The 22155-nt window shown below is 45.4% G+C and carries 22 protein-coding genes; 9 read left to right on the forward strand and 13 right to left on the reverse strand.

Translation table 11 applies throughout. The annotated features are described in order from the left end of the window. Positions 1–344: 344 nt before the first annotated feature. Positions 345–815 (reverse strand): transcriptional regulator ArgR, encoded by a 471-nt coding sequence (gene argR / locus R7070_RS11505; protein ID WP_005379659.1) that lies wholly within the window; start codon positions 813–815, stop codon positions 345–347. 359 nt (positions 816–1174) lie between these two features. On the opposite strand from argR, the gene mdh reads away from it, so the two are divergent. Both mdh and R7070_RS11515 read left to right on the forward strand, forming a co-directional pair. Then, positions 1175–2110 carry a malate dehydrogenase gene (gene mdh / locus R7070_RS11510; protein ID WP_005379660.1) on the forward strand — a complete coding sequence of 312 codons (936 nt, stop codon included), beginning with the start codon at positions 1175–1177 and terminating at the stop codon, positions 2108–2110. Between the two features lie 113 nt (positions 2111–2223). After that, on the forward strand, positions 2224–2415 hold the full coding sequence (locus tag R7070_RS11515; protein ID WP_005379661.1) for a hypothetical protein: 192 nt from the start codon (positions 2224–2226) through the stop codon (positions 2413–2415). 93 nt (positions 2416–2508) lie between these two features. On the opposite strand, the gene ispB is transcribed toward R7070_RS11515, so the two are convergent. Beyond that, positions 2509–3480, reverse strand: coding sequence for an octaprenyl diphosphate synthase (gene ispB, locus R7070_RS11520; protein ID WP_005383097.1), 972 nt, complete (start codon positions 3478–3480; stop codon positions 2509–2511). A gap of 256 nt (positions 3481–3736) precedes the next feature. On the opposite strand from ispB, the gene rplU reads away from it, so the two are divergent. The 6 genes from rplU (at position 3737) to folA (ending at position 7672) form a co-directional block, all read left to right on the forward strand. Beyond that, positions 3737–4048 carry a 50S ribosomal protein L21 gene (rplU, locus tag R7070_RS11525; protein WP_005383096.1) on the forward strand — a complete coding sequence of 104 codons (312 nt, stop codon included), beginning with the start codon at positions 3737–3739 and terminating at the stop codon, positions 4046–4048. A 20-nt stretch (positions 4049–4068) separates the two neighbouring features. Continuing rightward, entirely contained in the window at positions 4069–4326 is a 258-nt protein-coding gene (gene rpmA / locus R7070_RS11530; protein ID WP_005383095.1) for a 50S ribosomal protein L27, read from the forward strand. Positions 4327–4538: 212 nt separating this feature from the next. Continuing rightward, entirely contained in the window at positions 4539–5714 is a 1176-nt protein-coding gene (gene cgtA / locus R7070_RS11535) for an Obg family GTPase CgtA (protein WP_005383091.1), read from the forward strand. A 195-nt stretch (positions 5715–5909) separates the two neighbouring features. After that, positions 5910–6710, forward strand: a complete 801-nt coding sequence (locus R7070_RS11540) for a threonine/serine exporter family protein (RefSeq protein ID WP_005379664.1) — start codon at positions 5910–5912, stop codon at positions 6708–6710. Continuing rightward, positions 6710–7183: a threonine/serine exporter family protein gene (locus R7070_RS11545; RefSeq protein WP_005379665.1), complete on the forward strand. Its 474-nt coding sequence runs from the start codon at positions 6710–6712 to the stop codon at positions 7181–7183. The genes R7070_RS11540 and R7070_RS11545 overlap by 1 nt, the downstream gene beginning before the upstream one ends. A 9-nt stretch (positions 7184–7192) precedes the next feature. Then, positions 7193–7672 (forward strand): type 3 dihydrofolate reductase, encoded by a 480-nt coding sequence (gene folA / locus R7070_RS11550; RefSeq protein WP_005379666.1) that lies wholly within the window; start codon positions 7193–7195, stop codon positions 7670–7672. 269 nt (positions 7673–7941) lie between these two features. Here the strand turns inward: folA and apaH are convergent, their stop codons facing one another. The 6 genes from apaH to lptD all read right to left on the reverse strand — a co-directional run bounded on the left by apaH (position 7942) and on the right by lptD (position 14702). Next, positions 7942–8748 carry a bis(5'-nucleosyl)-tetraphosphatase (symmetrical) ApaH gene (apaH, locus tag R7070_RS11555; protein WP_047101938.1) on the reverse strand — a complete coding sequence of 269 codons (807 nt, stop codon included), beginning with the start codon at positions 8746–8748 and terminating at the stop codon, positions 7942–7944. 15 nt (positions 8749–8763) lie between these two features. After that, on the reverse strand, positions 8764–9144 hold the full coding sequence (gene apaG, locus R7070_RS11560; RefSeq protein ID WP_005379668.1) for a Co2+/Mg2+ efflux protein ApaG: 381 nt from the start codon (positions 9142–9144) through the stop codon (positions 8764–8766). A gap of 75 nt (positions 9145–9219) precedes the next feature. Beyond that, a complete protein-coding gene (gene rsmA, locus R7070_RS11565; RefSeq protein ID WP_085569674.1) occupies positions 9220–10029 on the reverse strand; it encodes a 16S rRNA (adenine(1518)-N(6)/adenine(1519)-N(6))-dimethyltransferase RsmA in 810 nt (269 codons plus the stop codon). Next, positions 10026–11024: a 4-hydroxythreonine-4-phosphate dehydrogenase PdxA gene (gene pdxA, locus R7070_RS11570; protein ID WP_005383085.1), complete on the reverse strand. Its 999-nt coding sequence runs from the start codon at positions 11022–11024 to the stop codon at positions 10026–10028. Before pdxA ends, rsmA begins: the two co-directional genes overlap by 4 nt. Beyond that, positions 11014–12297 (reverse strand): peptidylprolyl isomerase SurA, encoded by a 1284-nt coding sequence (gene surA / locus R7070_RS11575; protein WP_005379672.1) that lies wholly within the window; start codon positions 12295–12297, stop codon positions 11014–11016. The genes pdxA and surA overlap by 11 nt, the downstream gene beginning before the upstream one ends. Positions 12298–12356: 59 nt before the next feature. Beyond that, entirely contained in the window at positions 12357–14702 is a 2346-nt protein-coding gene (gene lptD / locus R7070_RS11580) for an LPS assembly protein LptD (RefSeq protein ID WP_005379673.1), read from the reverse strand. 266 nt (positions 14703–14968) lie between these two features. Here lptD and djlA point away from each other — a divergent pair, with 266 nt between their 5' ends. Then, the gene (gene djlA / locus R7070_RS11585) at positions 14969–15823 is read left to right on the forward strand and encodes a co-chaperone DjlA (protein ID WP_005383076.1); all 855 of its coding nucleotides are present in this window, start codon (positions 14969–14971) and stop codon (positions 15821–15823) included. Between the two features lie 138 nt (positions 15824–15961). On the opposite strand, the gene R7070_RS11590 is transcribed toward djlA, so the two are convergent. The 5 genes from R7070_RS11590 to leuA form a co-directional block, all read right to left on the reverse strand. Beyond that, positions 15962–16744, reverse strand: a complete 783-nt coding sequence (locus R7070_RS11590; protein WP_256900295.1) for a DUF547 domain-containing protein — start codon at positions 16742–16744, stop codon at positions 15962–15964. Positions 16745–17079: 335 nt separating this feature from the next. Then, the gene (gene leuD, locus R7070_RS11595; RefSeq protein WP_005383071.1) at positions 17080–17682 is read right to left on the reverse strand and encodes a 3-isopropylmalate dehydratase small subunit; all 603 of its coding nucleotides are present in this window, start codon (positions 17680–17682) and stop codon (positions 17080–17082) included. A gap of 11 nt (positions 17683–17693) precedes the next feature. After that, the gene (gene leuC / locus R7070_RS11600; protein ID WP_042522422.1) at positions 17694–19094 is read right to left on the reverse strand and encodes a 3-isopropylmalate dehydratase large subunit; all 1401 of its coding nucleotides are present in this window, start codon (positions 19092–19094) and stop codon (positions 17694–17696) included. A 110-nt stretch (positions 19095–19204) separates the two neighbouring features. Then, positions 19205–20296, reverse strand: coding sequence for a 3-isopropylmalate dehydrogenase (leuB, locus tag R7070_RS11605; RefSeq protein ID WP_042522421.1), 1092 nt, complete (start codon positions 20294–20296; stop codon positions 19205–19207). Between the two features lie 82 nt (positions 20297–20378). Next, positions 20379–21926, reverse strand: a complete 1548-nt coding sequence (gene leuA / locus R7070_RS11610) for a 2-isopropylmalate synthase (RefSeq protein ID WP_005379685.1) — start codon at positions 21924–21926, stop codon at positions 20379–20381. Between the last annotated feature and the right edge of the window lie 229 nt (positions 21927–22155).

Raw genomic sequence — 22155 nt, forward strand, 5'->3', positions numbered from 1 at the left:
TCCTATTTGGAAACGGCACCTTTTTCAATCCAATCGTTTGAAAAAGCGAGCGAATCATAACAAAAAATTGGCAGAAAATTATCCAATTGTTAAATGTTATAGTTGATAAGTCTGAATTTTGTATCAGGGGATAGGATTCAATTTGTGATTTAATTCTTTTTATAACAATTACTTAATTAACGTTTAGTGACTGAAATGAAAAAGATCAATTGCGTGATGTTAATCACAAAATGGGTGGTTGAATAATGAGCGGAGTAAGCAAAAAATTTACATAAATTATGGGCTACAAAATGAGACTTCTTTTATAACCCACAATGAGTTAGCTGATTGAAGCTTTATAGAACTTAACCAGTATATTCGAACAGCTCGCACACTGATTTGAAGAGTTGCTCAGTCGTAATTGCCATGGTTGGCGTAATGAAAATGGTATCGTCACCCGCGACAACGCCAAGAATACCTTCGGATTTACCGAGTGAATCAAGCAAGCGAGCAATCAACTGTGCTGCACCTGGGCCGGTGTGAATTACCACTAACGCTGCATTACGATCGATGTCTAGTACCAGTTCACGCAGAGAGCTGCTGACTGTTGGGACACCTAGCTCAGCAGGAAGACAGTAAACCATTTCCATTTTTGCATTGCGCGTACGGACGGCGCCAAATTTAGTCAGCATACGTGAGACTTTAGATTGGTTGATACTCTCAAACCCTTGCTGTTTGAGTGCGTCAACAATCTCGCCCTGTGAGCCAAAGCTTTCTTCTTTTAACAGGGCTTTAAAGGCGCGAACTAAGTTGTCTTGTTTTTCTGAATTGCGCATAGTCATTACAAATCTCTTATTACGGGTCAGCAATTTTGCATATTCTCGCATATATATTCAGGCAGTGCCAAAGAGTCCCAGGATTATGTTAGATGCGTCACTGTAAACTATGAACCACATAGAATTCTTTAGCGCGCTGAAGTAGGGCTGTATCTGTTTTCTTGAATTCCTTGTCATTTCAACAGAATAAAAGAATAATCCAAGCCCCATTTGTAGCACGGTAACAGCGAGTTGCGCGAGGTCGCAAAGCTAGCGTTAATTGATTGTAATCAAGTTGTGATTCCGATAGCTTTATTTAAGTTGGTTACAAACTACCCTACGAATACGTTTATAAGAGAAATACTCTCAAGGAGAACTACATGAAAGTAGCCGTTATTGGTGCCGCTGGTGGCATCGGTCAAGCCCTGGCCCTTCTACTTAAGAACCGTCTTCCTGCTGGTTCTGATCTAGCCCTATATGATATTGCTCCAGTAACTCCTGGTGTGGCCGCTGATCTTAGCCACATCCCTACGCCAGTTTCTATCAAAGGTTACGCTGGTGAAGATCCTACTCCAGCACTAGAAGGCGCGGATGTTGTGCTAATTTCTGCTGGTGTTGCGCGTAAGCCAGGTATGGATCGTGCGGATCTATTTAATGTAAACGCTGGTATCGTTAAATCGCTAGCGGAGAAGATTGCGGTTGTTTGTCCGAAAGCTTGTGTTGGTATCATCACAAACCCTGTAAATACAACAGTGCCAATTGCTGCTGAAGTTCTTAAAAAAGCGGGTGTTTATGATAAGCGTCGTCTATTTGGTGTAACAACGTTGGATGTTATCCGTTCAGAAACGTTTGTTGCTGAGCTAAAAGACAAAGATCCAGGTGACGTTCGCGTGCCAGTAATTGGTGGTCACTCTGGCGTAACGATCTTACCTCTACTGTCTCAAGTAGAAGGTGTTGAGTTTACAGCTGAAGAAGTAGAAGCATTAACGAAACGTATTCAAAATGCAGGTACTGAAGTTGTAGAAGCGAAAGCGGGTGGTGGTAGTGCAACACTATCAATGGGCCAAGCTGCATGTCGCTTTGGTCTGTCTCTGGTTCGTGCTCTTCAAGGTGAAGAAGGCGTAGTTGAGTGCGCTTACGTTGAAGGCGACGGCGAACACGCGACGTACTTCGCGCAACCTGTGAAACTGGGTAAAGAAGGCGTTGAAGAAGTACTAAGCTACGGCAAACTCAGCGATTACGAAAAGTCTGCATTAGACGGTATGCTAGAAACACTAAATGGCGACATCAACATTGGTGTTGAATTCGCAAAGTAATCTAGAAAGCCTATATAAGAAGAAAGCCGATCATTTTGATCGGCTTTTTTGATCCTTGATTTCTCAACTTCGTAAAAATGGTCGAATAAAACCACGTAGTGAAGGAGAAGATGATGGAAGCGAGTCGAATCCGTAAAGGCATGGTTGTTGAGTGCCAACAAGGCGTCGGTACGATATTAGTGGTCGACCATGAAGCAGAGACGGTATTGTTGTCCAAACAAGGGACTGAACAGCAGCTCGCTGTTAGCTTTGATGAAATAGAAGATGATCCACAACTGCATGGCGGTAGTGACAGATATTACTAGCGTCTCGGGCGTCGTCATTAGGTATCAAACGTAAAAAAGGAAGAGCATGCTCTTCCTTTTAGCTATAAGCCTTGCGTTATGGGTAGCTATTGATTACTTCGTGCGTTGTACAGCGACATGAGCCAGAGTAACAAGCGCTTGTTTGTATTCAGACTCTGGCAACACTGATAGTTCTGCGATTGCTTTGTCTGCTTCTTCTAGAGCTTTTTGCGTTGTGTATTCCAGAGAGCCTGCTTCTTTCATGACCGCAAGAATTTCTTCTAAGCGATCCATGCCATTCGCTTTCTCAATCGCTTCACGAATCATGATGGCGTTTTCTGGTGTGGTATTACGCATAGCATGGAGTAGAGGTAAAGTTGGCTTGCCTTCGGCCAAGTCATCACCCACATTTTTACCCATGTCTTCGCCATCAGAAGTGTAATCCATGACGTCATCAATGAGCTGAAACGCAGTGCCTAGATACTTACCGTAATTTTGCATTGCAATTTCCACATGCTCAGGAGCGTCATTTAAGATCGCACCGATTTGAGTTGCGGATTCAAATAAGCGCGCAGTCTTAGAGTAGATGACTTGCATGTAGCTTTCTTCTGTCGTGTCAGGGTCGTTACAGTTCATCAACTGCTGTACTTCACCTTCGGCGATCACGTTTACGGCATTGCTCATTAGTTTAAGGATCTTCATGGATCCTAGTTCCGTCATCATCTGAAATGAGCGTGTATAGATAAAGTCCCCAACTAATACGCTAGCCGCATTGCCAAATGCTGCATTCGCAGTGGCTTTACCACGGCGCATGTCTGATTCATCTACCACGTCATCATGCAGCAAAGTCGCTGTATGGATGAACTCAATAAACGCAGCTGCCATTGTATGACCATTGCCTTGGTAACCAAGTGCACGGGCTGACAGTATCGCTAAAAGCGGTCTTAGACGTTTGCCTCCACCACTCACGATATAAAAACCGAGCTGGTTGATTAAAGAGACATCAGAATTAAGTTGGGCTTGAATTGTTTCATTCACTTTTGCCATGTCATCGGCAGTAAGCGCTTGGATAGTTTTAAAATCCATCGTATATCCGGCTGAAGTTAGACCCTGCAAGGCTTATTCGATTTATATAATTGTCGAATAATACACTAAAAAACGTTGATTAATACATTACTAAAGGGCATGATTGCCGCACTTTTCTTTGGCGATTAGCTTTTCGCCAATTTTTTCAAAATATGGCTTGTCATAGGAGCATCTATTCTGTAGAATCTGCGCCCTATTGATGATTAGTTTAGCGCACACCCTCAAGAAAGGCTGTGCGGAAAAAGCGGAGTAAAATATGTACGCTGTTTTCCAATCTGGTGGTAAACAACACCGTGTAAGCGAAGGTCAAACTCTTCGTTTAGAGAAATTAGACGTTGAAACTGGTGCAACTGTAGAATTTGATAAAGTTCTTCTTGTTGCTAACGGCGAAGACATCAAAGTTGGTGCTCCTCTTGTAGAGGGCGGCAAAATTGTTGCTGAAGTTGTACAACACGGTCGTGGCGATAAAGTTAAAATCGTTAAGTTCCGTCGTCGTAAGCACTCTCGTAAGCAACAGGGTCACCGTCAGTGGTTCACTGAAGTGAAGATCACTGGTATCAACGCTTAATCTATTAGGAGAGTTTAACAATGGCACACAAAAAAGCTGGTGGTTCTACTCGTAACGGCCGCGATTCAGAAAGCAAACGTCTAGGTGTTAAGCGTTTCGGTGGTGAATCTGTACTTGCAGGTAACATCATCGTTCGTCAACGTGGTACTAAGTTCCACGCTGGTAACAACGTAGGTATCGGTAAAGACCACACTCTATTCGCTCTTACTGAAGGTAAAGTGAAGTTCGAAGTGAAAGGTCCTAAGAACCGTAAGTTTGTAAGCATCGAAGCTGAGTAATTAGGTTTTTAACCAAATTACTTAATAGCTTTAAGCTGAATTCAAAAGCCCTGCCGAATCGGCGGGGTTTTTTATTTGTTGCAGTCGACATATCGAAGTTTCTCGCTAAGATCCTAAGCGATTTGAATCTGGGAGCTTAGATCTGTCATCTGCTAAAATTGTCGGATGACATAGTAAGATTTAATCCACGCACGAAGTAGTCGGAGTAAAAGATGAAGTTCGTAGATGAAGCGGTAGTAAAAGTTCAGGCTGGTGATGGCGGTAGTGGCGTTGTCAGTTTCTGGCGTGAAAAATTCATCACTAAAGGTGGCCCTGATGGCGGTGATGGCGGTGACGGTGGTGATGTTTATATCCAAGCCGATGAAAACCTAAATACCCTGATTGATTACCGTTTCCAGCGCTTCTACGAAGCTGAGCGTGGTGAAAACGGTCGCGGTGGTAACTGTACAGGTAAGCGTGGTAAAGACATCGTTCTTCGTGTACCTGTGGGTACGCGCGCTGTGGATATCCACACAAATGAAATCGTGGCGGAAGTTGCTGAACACGGTAAGAAAGTGATGATCGCAAAAGGCGGTTGGCACGGTCTAGGTAACACGCGTTTCAAATCTTCAGTAAACCGCGCGCCTCGTCAGAGAACATTGGGTACAAAAGGTGAAGTACGCGAAATTCGCCTTGAGCTATTGCTTCTTGCTGATGTGGGTATGCTTGGTCTACCTAATGCTGGTAAATCAACCTTTATCCGCGCAGTATCAGCAGCAAAACCGAAAGTCGCTGATTACCCATTCACGACTTTGATCCCAAGCTTGGGTGTCGTAAGTGTCGTACCAGAGAAAAGTTTTGTTGTTGCAGACATCCCTGGTTTGATCGAGGGTGCAGCAGATGGCGCTGGCCTTGGTATTCGATTCTTGAAGCACTTAGAGCGTTGTCGAGTGTTGCTGCACATGATCGATATTATGCCAATTGATCAGTCCGATCCGGTGCAAAATGCATTGACGATCATTGATGAACTAGAACAATACAGCGAAAAACTGGCAAGTAAGCCGCGCTGGTTAGTGTTCAACAAAGTTGATCTAATGCCTGAAGAAGAAGCGAATGAGAAGATCCAAGAAATCTTAGACGCACTAGGTTGGGAAGACGAGTACTTTAAGATCTCGGCGATCAATCGTAACGGTACTAAAGAGCTTTGTTACAAACTGGCTGACTTTATGGATAACCTACCTCGCGAAGAGGAAGAAGTGGCTGAAGAAGATAAAGTTAACTTCATGTGGGATGATTACCATAAAGATGCGATGGCGGGTAAAGACGTTATCACTGAAGATGACGACGACGATTGGGATGACTGGGACGATGAAGAAGATGACGGTCACGTTGTCTACGTTCGTGACTAATCAGAACGGTCAAACAATGCCTGTTTGCCTATAATTCATTAAGCCGCAATTATTTATTGCGGCTTTTTTTGTATCTAAATCATATTTAGGTGATGTGATTTACGGCACAATAACCGATACGTCGTGTTTTTTGAGGGTTAGTTTGGCCCTCGCGCGTATGAATGAGTAACACCCTAAAAGGAATTAGACTTATTTATGACTCTAGAAACCATACCGCCTAGAGAGTTGGCGGTATCTACTCAACGATCGATTTCTCGTCTTGTCGCCCAAGCCGGACAAATGCTACTTGCTCATGGTGCTGAAAGTACTCTTGTGAGCGATATTATGCGTCGTATTGGCCTTGCTTGTGGGGTGAATGAAGTTGCGGTAGCACTATCAGCTAATGCATTGGTTGTGACGACGGTAATGGATGGACACTGCATCACCACCACCCGAAGCTGCGCTGATCGTGGCATCAATATGCGCGTTATTACGCAAATTCAACGAATCTGTATCATGATGGAACGTGGTTTGCTCGATTCAACCATGGCGCAGAAAAAGCTGAACGCTATCAGTCCAGAGCGTTATAACCGCTGGTTGGTGGTGTTTATGATTGGCTTGTCTTGTGCGGCATTCAGTCATCTAGCTGGTGGTGATTGGGGAGTATTCATCATGACCTTTTTAGCTTCAGCTGGTGGCATGATCGTTCGCCAAGAAATTGGTCATCGTCATTTCAACCCTCTATTGAACTTTGCTGCGACCGCTTTTGTGACTACCTTAATTTCAGCACAGGCGGAAATTTACCAAATCGGTAATCTACCTACCGTAGCAATGGCATCGTCGGTATTAATGCTTGTACCTGGTTTCCCACTCATTAACTCTGTCGCAGATATGTTGAAAGGCCACATTAATATGGGCATTGCTCGATTTGTGATGGCTAGTTTACTAACGTTGGCGACATGTTTGGGGATCGTTGCTGCGATGAGTGTAACTGGAATTTGGGGGTGGGCTATCTAATGAGTTTATTTGATTTGATGTTTGGCCTTTTGAATGACATGTTTTTTGCGGCGATTCCCGCCGTAGGATTTGCATTGGTTTTTAACGTGCCACAAAGAGCCTTAGTGTATTGCGCTGTTGGTGGCGCGATTGGTCATGGTAGCCGCTACTTGATGATGCAGTTTGGCATTCCTATTGAGTGGGCAACCTTTTTTGCCGCGACGTTAGTTGGGATGATTGGTGTGTACTGGTCTCACCGTTTTCTCGCGCATCCAAAAGTGTTTACTGTGGCTGCTTTGATCCCGATGGTGCCGGGTGTGTTTGCGTACAAAGCAATGATCGCTATGGTAGAGATCAATCATGTTGGCTACTCACCCGAGCTTGTCGCAACCTGTATGGAAAACTTTCTTAAGGCCATGTTTATTATTGCAGGTTTAGCTGTTGGTCTTGCGGTTCCAGGGCTGTTATTCTATCGCCGCAGACCAATTGTATAAGGACCTAACATGATCATTAGTATGATTGCCGCGATGGCCGACAATCGCATCATTGGCAAAGACAATCAAATGCCTTGGCATCTTCCCGCCGATTTCGCTTGGTTTAAGCGTTGTACCATGGGAAAACCGGTTGTGATGGGACGCAAAACCTATGAGTCTATTGGTCGCCCTTTACCAGGTCGCTTGAATATTGTTATTAGCCGTGATGAGACACTAAAGATCGAAGGTGTCACTACCGTAACATCGATTGAGCAGGCTCTGGAAGTCGCAGGTGATGTGGAAGAAGTGATGATCATTGGTGGTGGTGCGATTTACACCACTTGTCTGCCTATGGCCAATAAACTGTATGTAACACACATTGAAGCCGCGATTGATGGTGATACTCAGTTCCCAGATTGGGGAGACGAGTTTAAGGAAACTTACTCAGAAATGTATCAAGCCGATGAGAAGAACGCCTACAACATGCGCTTTACTGTGTTAGAAAAGTAATTCGAGATTAACACCGCGTAGTTAATACGGTAATGCCGCTCGTATAACAGCGAGCGGCCATCCCAACCTACCGTCATCCTTAAAAGCGACGAAAGAGCGAGATTCAGGAGCCTCTATACGAGTACTTTGTTGTCAAAGGTATTTCTATCTATTCGCAGCGCGAGGATATTAGATTTCTAGTCTCGTTAAGGCTCGTTGGAATGACCCTACAGGAGGTGTTAAGTGACAGGTATTCCTCCTACTATGGATTATCGACTGTTATTCAGTGTTTAACTTAACGCATCCTGAGTAAAAATTTTCTTATCTTCCCAACGGATCATGGTTAGGCTTCCGCCCCAAACACAGCCAGTATCTAGCCCGATGACTTCGTTGTTCATATAACCTTGCAGTGCAGCCCAGTGCCCAAAGAGCACCGCTTTGTTTAAGTGGATACGTTTAGGCACATCAAACCATGGAATAAGTTCGTTACCAGAAACTTGTTGCGGTGGCAATTTACAATCCATATCCAAACGACCATCAGGGAAACAAAAGCGCATCCGCGTAAAAGCATTGATAATATAGCGGTATCGGTCCAAACCCTGTAGAGAGTCATCCCAGGAATCCGGTTGATTGCTGTACATGTTTTTTAATAGCCAAGGCAGCTCTTCACTTTGGATGATGCGCTCAACTTCACGGGCACACTTTCTCGCTGTTTTTAGATTCCACTGCGGTGATATGCCAGCGTGACACATCACGAACTCGTCATGCTCGGCCAATAGAGGTTGCTGAGCTAGCCATGTCAGTAATTCCTCTTTGTCGGGGGCCGTGAAAATAGGTGCGGTTTTATCTTTGTCTTTGACCTTTTTTATCCCGTGAGCCACAGCGAGAAGATGGAGGTCGTGATTACCAAGCACCACGATTGCGCTTGCGCCAAGTGACTTCACAAAGCGTAACGTTTCTAGTGATTTAGGCCCTCTGGCGACCAAATCACCAGCAAGCCAAAGTTGGTCTTTTTTCGCAGAGAAAGATACTTTTTCTAGTAGTCGCTGCAATTCATCAAAACAGCCTTGGATGTCACCAACAATATAGGTAGCCACTGAATCTCCAATTTACTAATTTAAAACATTTGGAACAGCCAAGCGAAATGGTTCGATTTCGGTGATGAACTCTTGCCCTTTCTCATCCAGCATTTTGTAGTGTCCTTGCATAACGCCGACAGGGGTTTCTAACGCGGTTCCGCTACTGTACGTGTATTCATCATTGCTTGGAATAAAGGGCTGCTGGCCTACCACTCCGTCACCTTCAACCGTCATTTGCTTGCCATTCGAGTCTGTGATTAGCCAGCGGCGGCTCACTAACTGTACGGTTTGCTGGCTAAGGTTTTTGATGGTGATGATATAAGCGAAAACGTAGCGTTGTAGCTCTGGGTTGGACTGTTCTTCGATGTATTTGGTGTGAACTTGAATTTTGATGCAAGGTTGAATGACGTCCATGTGCACTCCTCAGAAACGTAATATCCCAATAATAATAAGCCAAACCTACAAGGGTTTGGCTCATTGTTTGAGTTCTTAGTGCTGCGGGTTATCCGCAAGCCAGTTCGCCATTGCGACGAATTGTTCTAGCGTCAGGTTCTCTGGACGCATGCTTGGATTAACACCTAGCTCTTCTAGTACTTCTGTGCTTAACAACGATTTGTAGCAGTTACGAACGGTTTTACGACGTTGGTTAAAGCCTTCACGACAAACGCGATCGAGCAAACGCAGATCTTTCGCCGGGCATGGCAGCTCTTCGTAAGGCACTAAACGAACAACGGCAGAATCCACTTTCGGTGGTGGAACGAATGCCGTTGGCGGTACTTCCAGTACCGGTACCACTTTACAGTAGTACTGAGCCATTACCGTTAAACGGCCGTAAGCTTTGCTGCCAGGGCCGGCGGCTAAGCGGTTTACCACTTCTTTTTGCAGCATAAAGTGCATGTCTTGAATGTCTTTATGGAACTCAAAAAGGTGGAACATCAATGGTGTAGAGATGTTGTATGGCAAGTTACCAAAAATGCGCAGCTTGTTGTTTGGCTTCACTAGTTGAGTGAAGTCAAAACGCATAGCGTCACCCTCATGGATGATCAACTTATCTGCCAGTTCAGGGTGAGTACGTAGGCGTTCCGCCAGATCGCGGTCTAATTCGATAACTGTGAACTTATCTACTTCACGACCTACCGGCTCAGTGATTGCACCAAGACCAGGACCGATTTCAACCAGGTTTTGACCTGGTTTTGGGTTAATCGCTGATACGATTCCATCAATAATGTATGGATCGTTCAGGAAGTTTTGACCAAAACGTTTACGCGCTTTGTGTCCTAAATGGACATCATTTCTCATTGTTTCTTCTCTACCAAATCTATCGCATGCGTGAGCGCTGTTCGGAAACTCCCTGTATCCGCTTGACCTGTCCCTGCCAGATCTAATGCAGTACCGTGGTCCACCGATGTTCTAATAAAAGGTAGACCAAGAGTAATGTTTACTGAACGACCAAAGCCTTTGTATTTTAATACTGGCAACACTTGATCATGGTACATGCCTAAAACAGCATCAGCATCATTTAAATATTTTTCATTGAAAATGGTATCAGCCGGCAGAGGGCCGATCAGGTTGATACCTTTTTCTTGTCGAATTTTTTCCAGTGTCGGAGTGATGGTTTCGATCTCTTCACGACCTAAGCAGCCATCTTCGCCAGCATGAGGGTTAAGCCCGCAAACGTAGATGTTTGGTTGTGCGATAGCAAACTTTTCTACAAGGTCTTTATGAAGAATATCGATGATTTTTTCTAATCGCTCTTCGGTGACAGCTTTGGACACATAAGCTAAAGGAATATGTGTTGTAACCAGCGCCACGCGTAGTCCTTCCGTTGCTAGCATCATTACGACTAGCGGCGTTTGTGACTTCTCGGCGAAAAATTCAGTATGACCACTGAATGCAACACCTGCGCGATTAATCACCCCCTTATGAACAGGGCCGGTGACAATAGCATCAAATTCATCATTCATACAGCCTAAAGCCGCTCTTTCTAGCGTTTTTAGTACATAGTGGCCATTCGCTTCATTGAGCTCGCCTGCGACCGCAGGTTCTGATATTTGGATATGGTCAACGATAAGCGTGCCCGCTTTTTGTGCTTTAGGTGCTTCTTCTGGATTGTAATCAGACAGTTGGACTTCGATGCCAAGCTGCTTGGCTCGCTCCGTCAGCATATTCTTATCGGCACAGACGACAATTTGGTGCGCCCAATCTTCTTTCGATAGGGCAAGCACTAAGTCTGGGCCGATACCCGCAGGTTCCCCTGCGGTTACGACAATTCTACGAATTGTATTAGTTGTCATTGTTGTCATCCACGATTTCAACAAACGCACTTGCGCGTAGCTCTTGCATCCATGCGCCCGCTTCTTCATTAAATTTACGATTAAATAGAATACGGTAAGCTTTGTTCTTCATCGCTGAGTCAGTGCGGTCAACTTGGCGACGATCCAACACTTCAACGATATGCCAGCCGTGAACGGTTTTGAACGGTTCGCTGATTGAGCCAACTGGCAGAGTTTCTACTTGGTGCTTAAATTCTGGCACGTAAAGATCTGGTGTTTGATAACCTAGTTCACCGTCTTGTGCTGCCGAGCCAGGATCTTGACTGTATTGTGTTGCCAATTGAGCGAACGTTGCTTCACCGGCTTTGATGCGGCGTACAAATTCATTCAGTTGCTTCTTCGCCCCTTCGTCGCTCAGAATCACGGTTGGTTTAATCAAAATATGACGCGCATTTACTTCTGTTACCGCAACCGTTTCTAGGCCTTTTACATCCTCTATTTTTAGGATGTGGAAACCAACGCCACTACGGAAAGGACCAATAATGCTGCCTTTGTTTTGCATCTTGATCTGATCAGCAAAGATGGTTGGCATCTCTTCTTTACGCATCCAGCCCCAGTCACCACCTTGTAAAGCTTTAGGACCTTTTGAGTAGGTGTAGGCCATCTCCGTAAAGTCTGCACCTTCGTTTAGCTTTTTCGCGAGCGCTTTAGCTTCTGCTTCTACAGCTGACTTTTCTTTATCGTCAGAGAAGCGCAGTTGAATGTGTCCAATTTTGTATTGAACAGTCGCATTGGTTTCTTGTGATAGTTGCTCAGCAAGGCTATCGACCTCTGCTGGAAGGATATTAATACGGCGACGAACCAGTGCATTGCGAGCTTCTGATGCGGCGATTTCCTTACGAATTTGTTCGCGGAATTCTGGGTAACTTAAACCTTCACTTTCTACAGAAGCGGCGAGTTGTTCTACCGATTGCTCATTATTACGTGCGATCTCTGCAATCGCTTGGTTTAAACGGTTGTCGTCAATACGCACACCAATACGGTCTGCTTCTTGGCCTTGCAACGTATCAATGATAAGTTTTTCAACGACTTGTTCTTTTAACACGCTGGTGGAAGGTAAGCTCTTTCCACTTTGACGTGCGTTGGCTTGCAGCGTTTTCATCGCTGTTTCGATGTCGCTTTGTAGAACTACACCGTCGTTCACGATGACCGCAACCTTATCGATCTCTACTGGTGCTGCAACCGCTCCGCAAGAGAGTAGGGTCGTGAATAAGATTGATTTCCAAATTTTCATTTAAAATTCCGTCAGTATTTTTGAATAGGCGTCTTATTCATTTAAGACGCCTATTTTGATTAATTGTTCAGATAGAATGGGCGGCCGTACTTAATCGCGTTGTCAGAACCATCCAGTTCTTTGACAGCAGTGTCTTCACGCTGGTTGGTCGCAAAGCCTTGAATACCGAAGTTAACGCTGAAGTTATTTTCGTATTCAGGTGATGCCCCGGTGCTGCCGATAGCTTGGTCTTCCCAACCAAGCAATTGGTTTGAGTAAGTGACGCCAATGTACCAACAGTCAGATTGGTAACGTAGGCTCGCTAACCATTCTAGGTCCGCATTTTCATTGAGGTCGTAGTAGTATTGACCACTCGCAGACCAGTTCGGGTTGAACTCGTAGGCCGCTACAATACCTGCTTGAGAAATACCTTTACGAGTAATTGTGTCTAGGTTTTCGAGAATGATCGTATCTTCGATGTATTCACGCGTAACGTAGCGATAGTTACCCTGAATAAAGCCGCCGTTGAATTGGTATTCCAAGGTACTGTTTGCCAACTGCATGGAGCTCAAATCAATATCGTATTGAATTCCACCGTGATAGAACAAGTAATCGTTGTAGTTGAAATCAGCTTCAATTGCCCATGATGAGTAATTGGTTGTCTCATCCGGAAGATTTGGGCTGTTGCTCAGTTTGGTCTTTTTATCGAAGTAGTAAATCTGACCAAATGAAACGTTAAGACGCTCTTTATAGTCATCATCAAAGAAGCGAGTACTCGCACCGTAGCTTAACTGGTTCGCCGAGGCGATTTTATCAATGCCACTGTACTTACGACTGCGGAATAGCCCGTAGTAGTCGGTTTGTAGCAAGGTGGTATCGTAGTTGTAGATGTTGGTTTGATCTTCTTCAGGTACGTACAAGTACTGCAGCTGAGGCTCCAGTGTTTGTGTGTAGCCCTTGATCCAGCTTGTATCTCGCTCTAAGTAAAGTTGCGCATGCGTACGGAACTCAGGAATAACACGAGAAACTTCATCATCCAACTGGTTTTGCAAGTTTACATCTGTCAAACCCGTTAAGTCTTGAGAGTAATACGTAGAGAGCACACGCGCTTCTGTTGTCCACGTTGCCCATGAGTTTGAGAGTGGTAATGTAAGCCCTGGTTCAATGTGAACACGGGTCGCATTTGGTCGCGCAGCATCGCTGGTATCGAAGCGGCTGACTTGGCTCTTCACGTCAAAGTTAAGGTAATCTCCCCACAACGGCGTGTAGTAGTTCAAGTCTAACTGAGGAAGCAGGCGATAAGGGCGGTTCTCTTCTTTCAATAAGATTTGGAAGTCACGAACGGTTAACGAGGCATCCCAGAAGTCAGAACGATATTGTACTTGTCCTTCTTGGACCAGTTGACCATCTTCACGGTTACCAATGTCGGAGTCGAGATCGAGGAAGTAATCAATATCACTCACTTTTGAGTAATCGACTTTGACTATCCACTGTTTATTGATGATACCGTCGTGTTTAACTTGGTAGCCCCAACGAGACTCGTCCTGATATTTGCGATCACTATTGAGGTATTCGCCTTTGATTTCTCCATTTCCCCAACCATCTGTTAGGTAGCGGAAATCAGTATCGAGTTTTGTACCACGTTGCTGCATATAGAGCGTGGTGAGTGTCATGTCATATTGAGGCGCGATGTTCCAATAGAATGGCACCTCGACTTCCATACCATCACTAGAACCGTACGATAAAGAAGGGAAGAGGAAACCCGTTTTACGCGTATCTCCAATTGGCATGGTTAGATACGGCACATAGAAAACAGGCACATCTAACACTTCAAATCGAGGGTGGTGCAGCGTCGCTGTCTCTTCATCTTGGTCAACATCGATGCCTGACGCAACCAATCGCCATGAATTATCGCCTTGAGGGCACGATGTGATAGAGCCGTCTTCGAGTTCATAAACCGACTGACCTGTGCGAGCGATATAGGCTGCAGTGCCTCGGCCTTGTTGGCAAAGGAACTGATAATCGGTGTTCTCAAGTGAAAACGTATCTTGATTAATGTCGTTAGTAACACGATCAGATCGAGCTTTGACTTGGCCGTCATTGAAAGTCACGTTGCCTTCGGCAACCACGACGTTGTCTTGTTGGTGCAGCGTTACGCTATCTGCGGTAATTTTCTTCTGGCCTTGGGTGACTTGTACATTACCTGAGTACTGAGCTTTGTCACCATTGATGGCTTGCAGGGTGTCAGCTTCTACCACTACTGGGGTATTAAGAGCGTCCTCCTCGCCACTTGTATCGACCAAACATTGATCTGTGGCGGGCATTTCCTGCACACTATCATGGATATTCGCTTCAGCTTGAGTGGTGGGTACAAACAAGGCGGTGCTGATAGAGGCCGCTAAAAATGTGCGGGAGAAATGTTGCATTGAATTGAACTTTCCTGTGTCACTACTACTCGATGGCTATAGGGCTTGTTGTACCCTAGCGTAATAGCCAAATGAATCAACTATAGTCGCATTTATCCCAGCGTATTGATTCACTGTGGCATAATGACGACAAAATAGCTGCAAAGATAAGCAGGCGAAATGGCCTAGCCGAAATAAAACTAATTCCATTATCATAAAGGAAATCGTTGCATCCGGCACTATAAGACCGCCGTCGTCGATAAAAATTCATTGATAGAGAACACATAATGCATATTTTTGGCAAAATTCTGGGTGCCTTTTTTGGCTTGTTACTTGGCGGGCCGCTAGGTTTACTCTTTGGCTTATTTATTGGCCATCAATTCGATAAAGCACGTCGCTTGAGTCAAGCCGGGTTCTCTACTGGCGGCTTTGGAAAAGGGCCAAGTCAAGCTCAGCGCCAAGAAGAGTTTTTTAAAGCGGCGTTTGCGGTAATGGGACATGTGGCAAAAGCGAAAGGCCAAGTCACCAAAGAGGAAATCCAACTGGCTTCTGCCATGATGGACCGCATGAATTTGCATGGCGAACAGCGTCGCGCAGCGCAAGACGCGTTTCGTGAAGGTAAAGACAGCGACTTTCCGTTAGAAGATGTTCTTGTTCGTGTGAAAATTTCGACAGCTGGTCGCTTTGACTTGTTGCAATTTTTCTTAGAGCTGCAAATCTCGGCGGCCTTTGCAGATGGCTCGATTCATCCTAGTGAACGAAATGTGTTACACAAAATAGCACGTGGTTTGGGTTTCTCTTCTGAGCAGCTAGAGCGTCGCTTGCAAATGCAAGAAGCCGCATTCCGTTTCCAAAGCCAGGGTGGTTTTCATGGTCAGCATCAAGGCCAATCTTCTGGTGGTAGCTGGCAACAAGCTTCACAAGCGGATCAGTTGGCCGACGCGTACAAAATTCTGGATGTGTCTTCAGATGCCGACAGTAAAACCGTTAAGCGTGCTTATCGTAAACTGATGAACGAGCATCACCCGGACAAATTGATGGCTAAAGGTTTACCACCAGAGATGATGAACGTCGCGAAAGAGAAATCTCAAGAGATTCAAAACGCTTACGATCTGATTAAGAAAGTCAAAGGCTTCAAGTAGTCGGACGTTTTCTATCAAGTATTGGATTTAAAAAGGGCACTCAGTGCCCTTTTTTATGTCTTAGTTTTTGAGTTGCCGGTGTCTTTAGCTTTTGGCCTACCATGATCCTAACGCTAATTGACCTCAAATCTCTCCAGTTTAGTTGGCTTGATTCAAGTCCCAATCGTATTCGTATTTCACTTTACCAGAGAAATTTTTGTATTGCGGTGCGTACTTTGCGATGTGGTTGAAGACTTGTTTTTCTCCACCAAAGTCCGTTGCAAACCAATCATAAATAGAAGACAGCTGTGCCGTGTTACCTTGGATAGATACGCCTTTGCTGCTGTTAATAAATGTTTTGGCGGCACTATCCAGTAGAACTTGCGTGTTGTCAGCAGTGAATGCTTGAGACTGCAGATTAGGGCATCCCAAGCTGGCACAGTTAACCGCGTAATGTGTTCTCGGGTCATTCCAAATTGGACGTAAAATGCGATGTTCAATATCGTTTAAAGTTAGATCCTTCCCGTTGACTACGACCACATCGTCTCCCCAAGGACCAAAGCTAAATAAGCCACCTAGCTTGGTGATTGATTCGACTGGATAGTTATCCAAAATAAGATCTACCGTGATGGCGTTGTAAAGGTTTACCCAATAGGCATACTGCTCTGCTTGGCTGTATTGTAGAGGGTCTAGTTTTGCCAAACGCTGGATGTATTGTTTCAGCTTGGTTTTATCGACAGAGGAGACTTGGCTGTAACGAAACAAGGTATTCTCGCCTTGTTCAACTAAATAAGTATCGAGTAGTTGTTGCCATTCTTGATGAGAAATTTGGGTTTGGTTGGCTTGATTCGATTGTTTCCAATATGGCCATAAGTCGGATTTTGGAGCGGACAATGTCGAGAAAGAAACCAGAGCACACAACAGCAATAACAGACGCTTCATAGAGATACCTTTGAATGAGATATTGTTGATAGTGTAGACCAGTTTAGTGCTTGTTTTCTTTCAGTAATCAGTGGCCTTTATTCGCCGTCATTCTGAGGAGCATAAGCGATATCAGGAATCTAATACCCACAAACTCTTGAGTAAAGACAGTATGAATCTGCACAGTGCGCTCTGGCAGTAGATCCTGAATTACACTCCTTCGCCGCTGTTCAGGATGACGAATTTCAACAGAGGCGTTCGGTATTCTGTAAGCAAAGCGATATGAGAACGGTTACCCAAAACATTAAAAGGGCCGACAATTGCCAGCCCTTGATTTGTGTATTTACTAACGCGTCTTAACGTAAGAAGCTTGGAATATTTGCTTCGTACTCGGCAATCTTATCTTCGTGCTGAAGGGTTAGACCAATGTTGTCCAAACCGTTTAGCAAGCAATGACGACGGAACGAATCGATTTCAAAACCATATTCTTTGCCGTTGGCACGAACGACATTCGCTTCTAGGTCGACCTCGACTTCTGCACCTTCATTTGCCTCAACAAACTGGAAGATTTCATCCACTTCTTGTTCAGTCAAACGAACTGGCACCATTTGGTTGTTGATCGAGTTGCCGTAAAAAATATCGGCAAAGCTTGGTGCGATCATCGCTTTGATGCCGTAATCCGCTAGTGCCCACGGTGCGTGCTCACGAGATGAGCCACAGCCGAAGTTTTCACGAGCCAGCAAGATAGACGCGCCTTGGTAGCGAGGTGCGTTCATCACGAACTCTGGATTTGGCTGTTCGCCAGCATCGTCTAGGAAGCGCCAGTCATGGAATAGGTGCTTACCAAACCCTAGGCGGGAGACCTTTTGTAGGAACTGCTTTGGAATGATGGCATCAGTATCAACGTTCGCTGCATCTAGAGGAACAACTAAGCCTGTGTGTTGTTTAAAGCCTGACATTGGTTTGCTCCTTAGTCTAGTTCACGAATATCTACAAAGTGACCAGCAATTGCTGCTGCCGCTGCCATCGCAGGGCTCACTAGGTGGGTACGGCCATCACGACCTTGGCGGCCTTCAAAGTTACGGTTTGAAGTAGACGCACAACGTTCATGTGGACCCAAACGGTCATTGTTCATTGCTAGACACATCGAGCAACCTGGTAGGCGCCACTCAAAGCCCGCTTCTTTAAAGATAACGTCCAAGCCTTCCGCTTCTGCTTGCGCTTTTACTTGCTCAGAGCCAGGAACGATTAGCGCTTGAACGTGAGGCGCGACTTTGCGACCTTTCGCTACTTCAGCGGCTGCGCGCATGTCTTCGATACGTGAGTTAGTACAAGAACCAACGAAGACTTTATCAACGTTGTAATCAGACAATGACTTGCCTGCCTCTAGGCCCATGTAAGCCAATGCTTTTTCTGCCGATGCTTTTTCTACTGGGTCGGCAAAGCTTTCTGGTGCTGGGATCGGTTGATCTACTGCGATCACTTGGCCTGGGTTAGTACCCCAAGTGACTTGTGGTCTGATATCCGCTGCGTTTAGTGTCACGACTGCATCAAACTGAGCATCATCGTCCGTTTTTAATGTTTTCCAGTATTCTACTGCTGCATCAAAGTCGGCACCTTGGGGTGAGAATTTACGGCCTTTGATGTATTCGAACGTGGTTTCATCTGGTGCAATCAAACCGGCTTTCGCACCTAGCTCAATTGCCATATTACATACGGTCATGCGGCCTTCCATTGAAAGGTCGGTGATCGCCTCACCACAGAATTCAACCACGTAGCCTGTACCGCCAGCAGCTGTGGTTTCACCGATGATCGCTAGCACGACATCTTTAGCCGTGATGCCCGGAGCCACTTTGCCTTTTACTTCGATCTTCATCGTTTTAGCGCGCGCTTGTTTTAGCGTTTGAGTTGCTAATACGTGCTCAACTTCAGATGTTCCAATACCAAAAGCTAGCGAGCCGAACGCACCGTGTGTAGCAGTGTGCGAGTCACCACAAACAATGGTCATGCCCGGTAGGGTAATACCAAGCTCTGGGCCCATAACGTGCACAATACCTTGATATTTATGGTTAATGTCGTAAAGCGTAACACCAAACTCTTCACAGTTTTTCGATAGCGTTTCCATCTGGATACGAGCCATCTCACCGGATGCGTTGATGTCTTTGGTGGTTGTTGAAACGTTGTGGTCCATGGTGGCAAAAGTTTTGCTGACCTGACGCACCTTACGACCTTTTTCACGCAAGCCGTCAAATGCTTGCGGAGACGTCACTTCATGTACCAAGTGACGGTCGATGTACAAGATTGGGTTTTCCCCTTCTGCTGCGACGGCAACGTGTGCGTCGTAGACTTTTTCGTATAGTGTTTTGCCCATTGTTTGCTTCCTTTCCTCGTTATCCTTGTTGCTTTGTTTTAGCACCAATGACTTAGAGGTAAGTCATTGGTGGATAGAGGATTTAGTATTTATTATGAATCTGTTCTGTATTACGAGTTTAAGATGTACTCAGCGATCTTATCGCCCATCTCAGATGTTGTAAGCGCAGGGTTGTCACCAGCAAGATCGCCCGTTAGCTCCCCAGCTGAAAGTGCTTTTGATACTGCGGCTTCAATGTCTTGCGCCGCAGTTTCTTCACCTAGGCTGTAACGCAGCATCAGTGCTGCTGATAGGATTTGCGCCACAGGGTTAGCAATATTCTTACCTGCGATATCGGGTGCACTGCCACCTGCTGGCTCGTACAGACCAAATTTACTTTCGTTTAGGCTTGCTGAAGGTAGCATACCCATTGAGCCAGTGATCATTGCACACTCATCAGAAATGATGTCGCCGAAGATGTTTGAACAAAGCATCACGTCAAACTGAGCTGGGTCTTTAATCAACTGCATTGTTGCGTTATCAATGTACATGTGTGACAGCTCGACATCTGGGTAATCTTTTGCGATTTCTTCTACCACTTCACGCCATAGGATTGAGCTTTGCAGAACGTTCGCTTTATCGATTGAACACACCTTCTTACGGCGTAGACGTGCAGATTCAAAAGCGATTTTTGCAATACGTTCGATCTCAAAGCGGTGGTACACCTCAGTATCAAATGCTTTTTCTGTTGCGCCTTCACCTTCACGACCTTTCGGTTGGCCGAAGTAGATACCACCCGTCAGTTCACGGACTACCACGATGTCAAAGCCGCGACCCGAGATGTCTGCACGTAGCGGTGAGAAAGCTTCAAGACCTGAGTGAATTTGCGCTGGACGTAAGTTACAGAACAGTTGGAAGTGTTTTCGTAGTGGAAGTAGGGCACCGCGTTCAGGTTGGTCGTTTGGTGGTAAGTGCTCCCACTTAGGGCCGCCAACCGAGCCGAATAGGACTGCATCAGACTCTTCACATGCTTTTATTGTGCTCTCTGGAAGTGGGCAACCGTGATTGTCGATCGCGATACCACCGACATCATGCTCGTCACGCTCAAACGCAATACCATGTTTCTTTTCGATTGCATCCAATACTTTATGTGCCTGCGCCATTACTTCCGGGCCAATGCCGTCACCGGGTAGGACGGCAATTTTGTACGATTTGTCTGTCATGTTAATCCTTTAAGTTTTCTAATTTTGAGCTTAATTATTTCAACGAGCGTGTTCTTTCCTGAGCCGTGTAGCCCGGTTGTTATTACACAGTCGCAATCTTTTTCTGCTTCATTTCTTCGATTTTATCTGCACGATGAATGCTGTTAATAACGTGCAATAATGCTTGGCCGGAAGCCTCAACGATGTCGGTGGAAACACCCGTACCGTGGTATTTGCGACCTTTGTAGTTGGCAATGATGTCTGCTTGACCCAAACCATCTTCACCTTCACCTTTCGCGGTTAGGTCGAATTTATCCAGAACGATGTCGTAGCCTGTCACGCGGTAGATACATTGGTATAGCGCATCAACTGGGCCATTACCGACCGCTGCTTCACACATTTCTTCATCACCGCATTGCATTTTGATGCTGGTGGTAGCCATTACGCTGCCAGACTGCACGCTTAGGTAGCTCAATTTGTAGAAGTCATCTTCTTCACGCAAGTTCGAGAAGTGCATTAGGGCTTCTAGGTCGTAATCGAACACTTGGCCTTTGCGATCAGCAAGTTTCAAGAAATCCGCATACAGCGCGTCTAGGTTGTACTCGTCTTCGTTGTAACCCATGGTATCCATATGGCTCTTCACGGCAGCGCGACCGCTGCGGCTGGTTAGGTTCAGAGCTTGGTTTTTTAGGCCAATAGACTCAGGGGTCATGATTTCGTAGGTATTCTTATTCTTCAACATGCCATCTTGGTGGATGCCTGAAGAGTGGCTAAACGCATTTGCACCCACAATTGCTTTGTTGCTTTGAATAGGCATATTGCATAGCTGGCTAACCAACTTACTGGTGCGGTGAATTTCATCATGCTTAATGCCAGTGTGAACGCCCAAAAACTCTTGACGAGTCTTGATGATCATTGCGATCTCTTCAAGTGAACAGTTACCCGCTCGCTCTCCAATGCCATTGATCGTGCCTTCTATCTGACGTGCGCCAGCTTGAACGGCGGCAATAGAGTTGGCAACTGACATCCCCAAATCGTCGTGACAGTGAACGGAGATGATCGCTTTATCAATGTTCGGAACGCGGTTAAATAGAGTTTCAATAATCCCACCAAACTCACTTGGTACGGTGTAGCCAACGGTATCTGGAATGTTGATTGTACTCGCACCTGCATTGATGGCGGCTTCTACCATGCGACATAGGTTGTCGATTGGAGTACGACCAGCATCTTCACAAGAAAACTCGACATCATCAGTGTAGTTACGTGCATGTTTAACGGCGTTGACTGCCATTTCTAGTACATCGTCGTAGCTGCGGCGTAGTTTGTCTTCTACGTGAATGGTGGAAGTGGCTAAAAACGTGTGGATACGGAATTGGTCGGCCACTTTTAAGGCTTCAGCGGCAGCATCAATGTCTTTCGCAACGGCACGCGAAAGGGCACAAACTCGACTGTTTTTTATGTTTTTTGCGATGGTTTGTACAGACTCGAAATCACCTGGTGAAGAGATTGGGAAGCCAGCTTCGATAACATCAACGCCGAGTCTTTCCAGCGCATAGGCAATCTGCAGTTTTTCTTTAACCGTCAAGCTTGCTGACAACGCTTGCTCGCCATCACGCAATGTGGTGTCGAATATAATGACCTGATCGTTCATGTTTGCTTCCTTCCTGATTTCTGCACTTTCGCGCAAGTGAATCGTTTACTTCCAGTATTTAGATATAAAAAAACCCGCATTCTCATGCGGGTTCTTAGAAATTGGTGTGGTTATTTTTCTTCCACAGCCTACCCGCGCGAACTGGTCACGATCAGGAGGAGGCTAAGCAGGATAGAAAAATGAGCTGACATAGTTGTTAAGCTTTCCACATAATTAAGTTAACAAATTA

It is taken from the genome of Vibrio sp. 1557, assembly GCF_033340175.1.
Taxonomy (GTDB): Bacteria; Pseudomonadota; Gammaproteobacteria; order Enterobacterales; family Vibrionaceae; genus Vibrio; species Vibrio alginolyticus.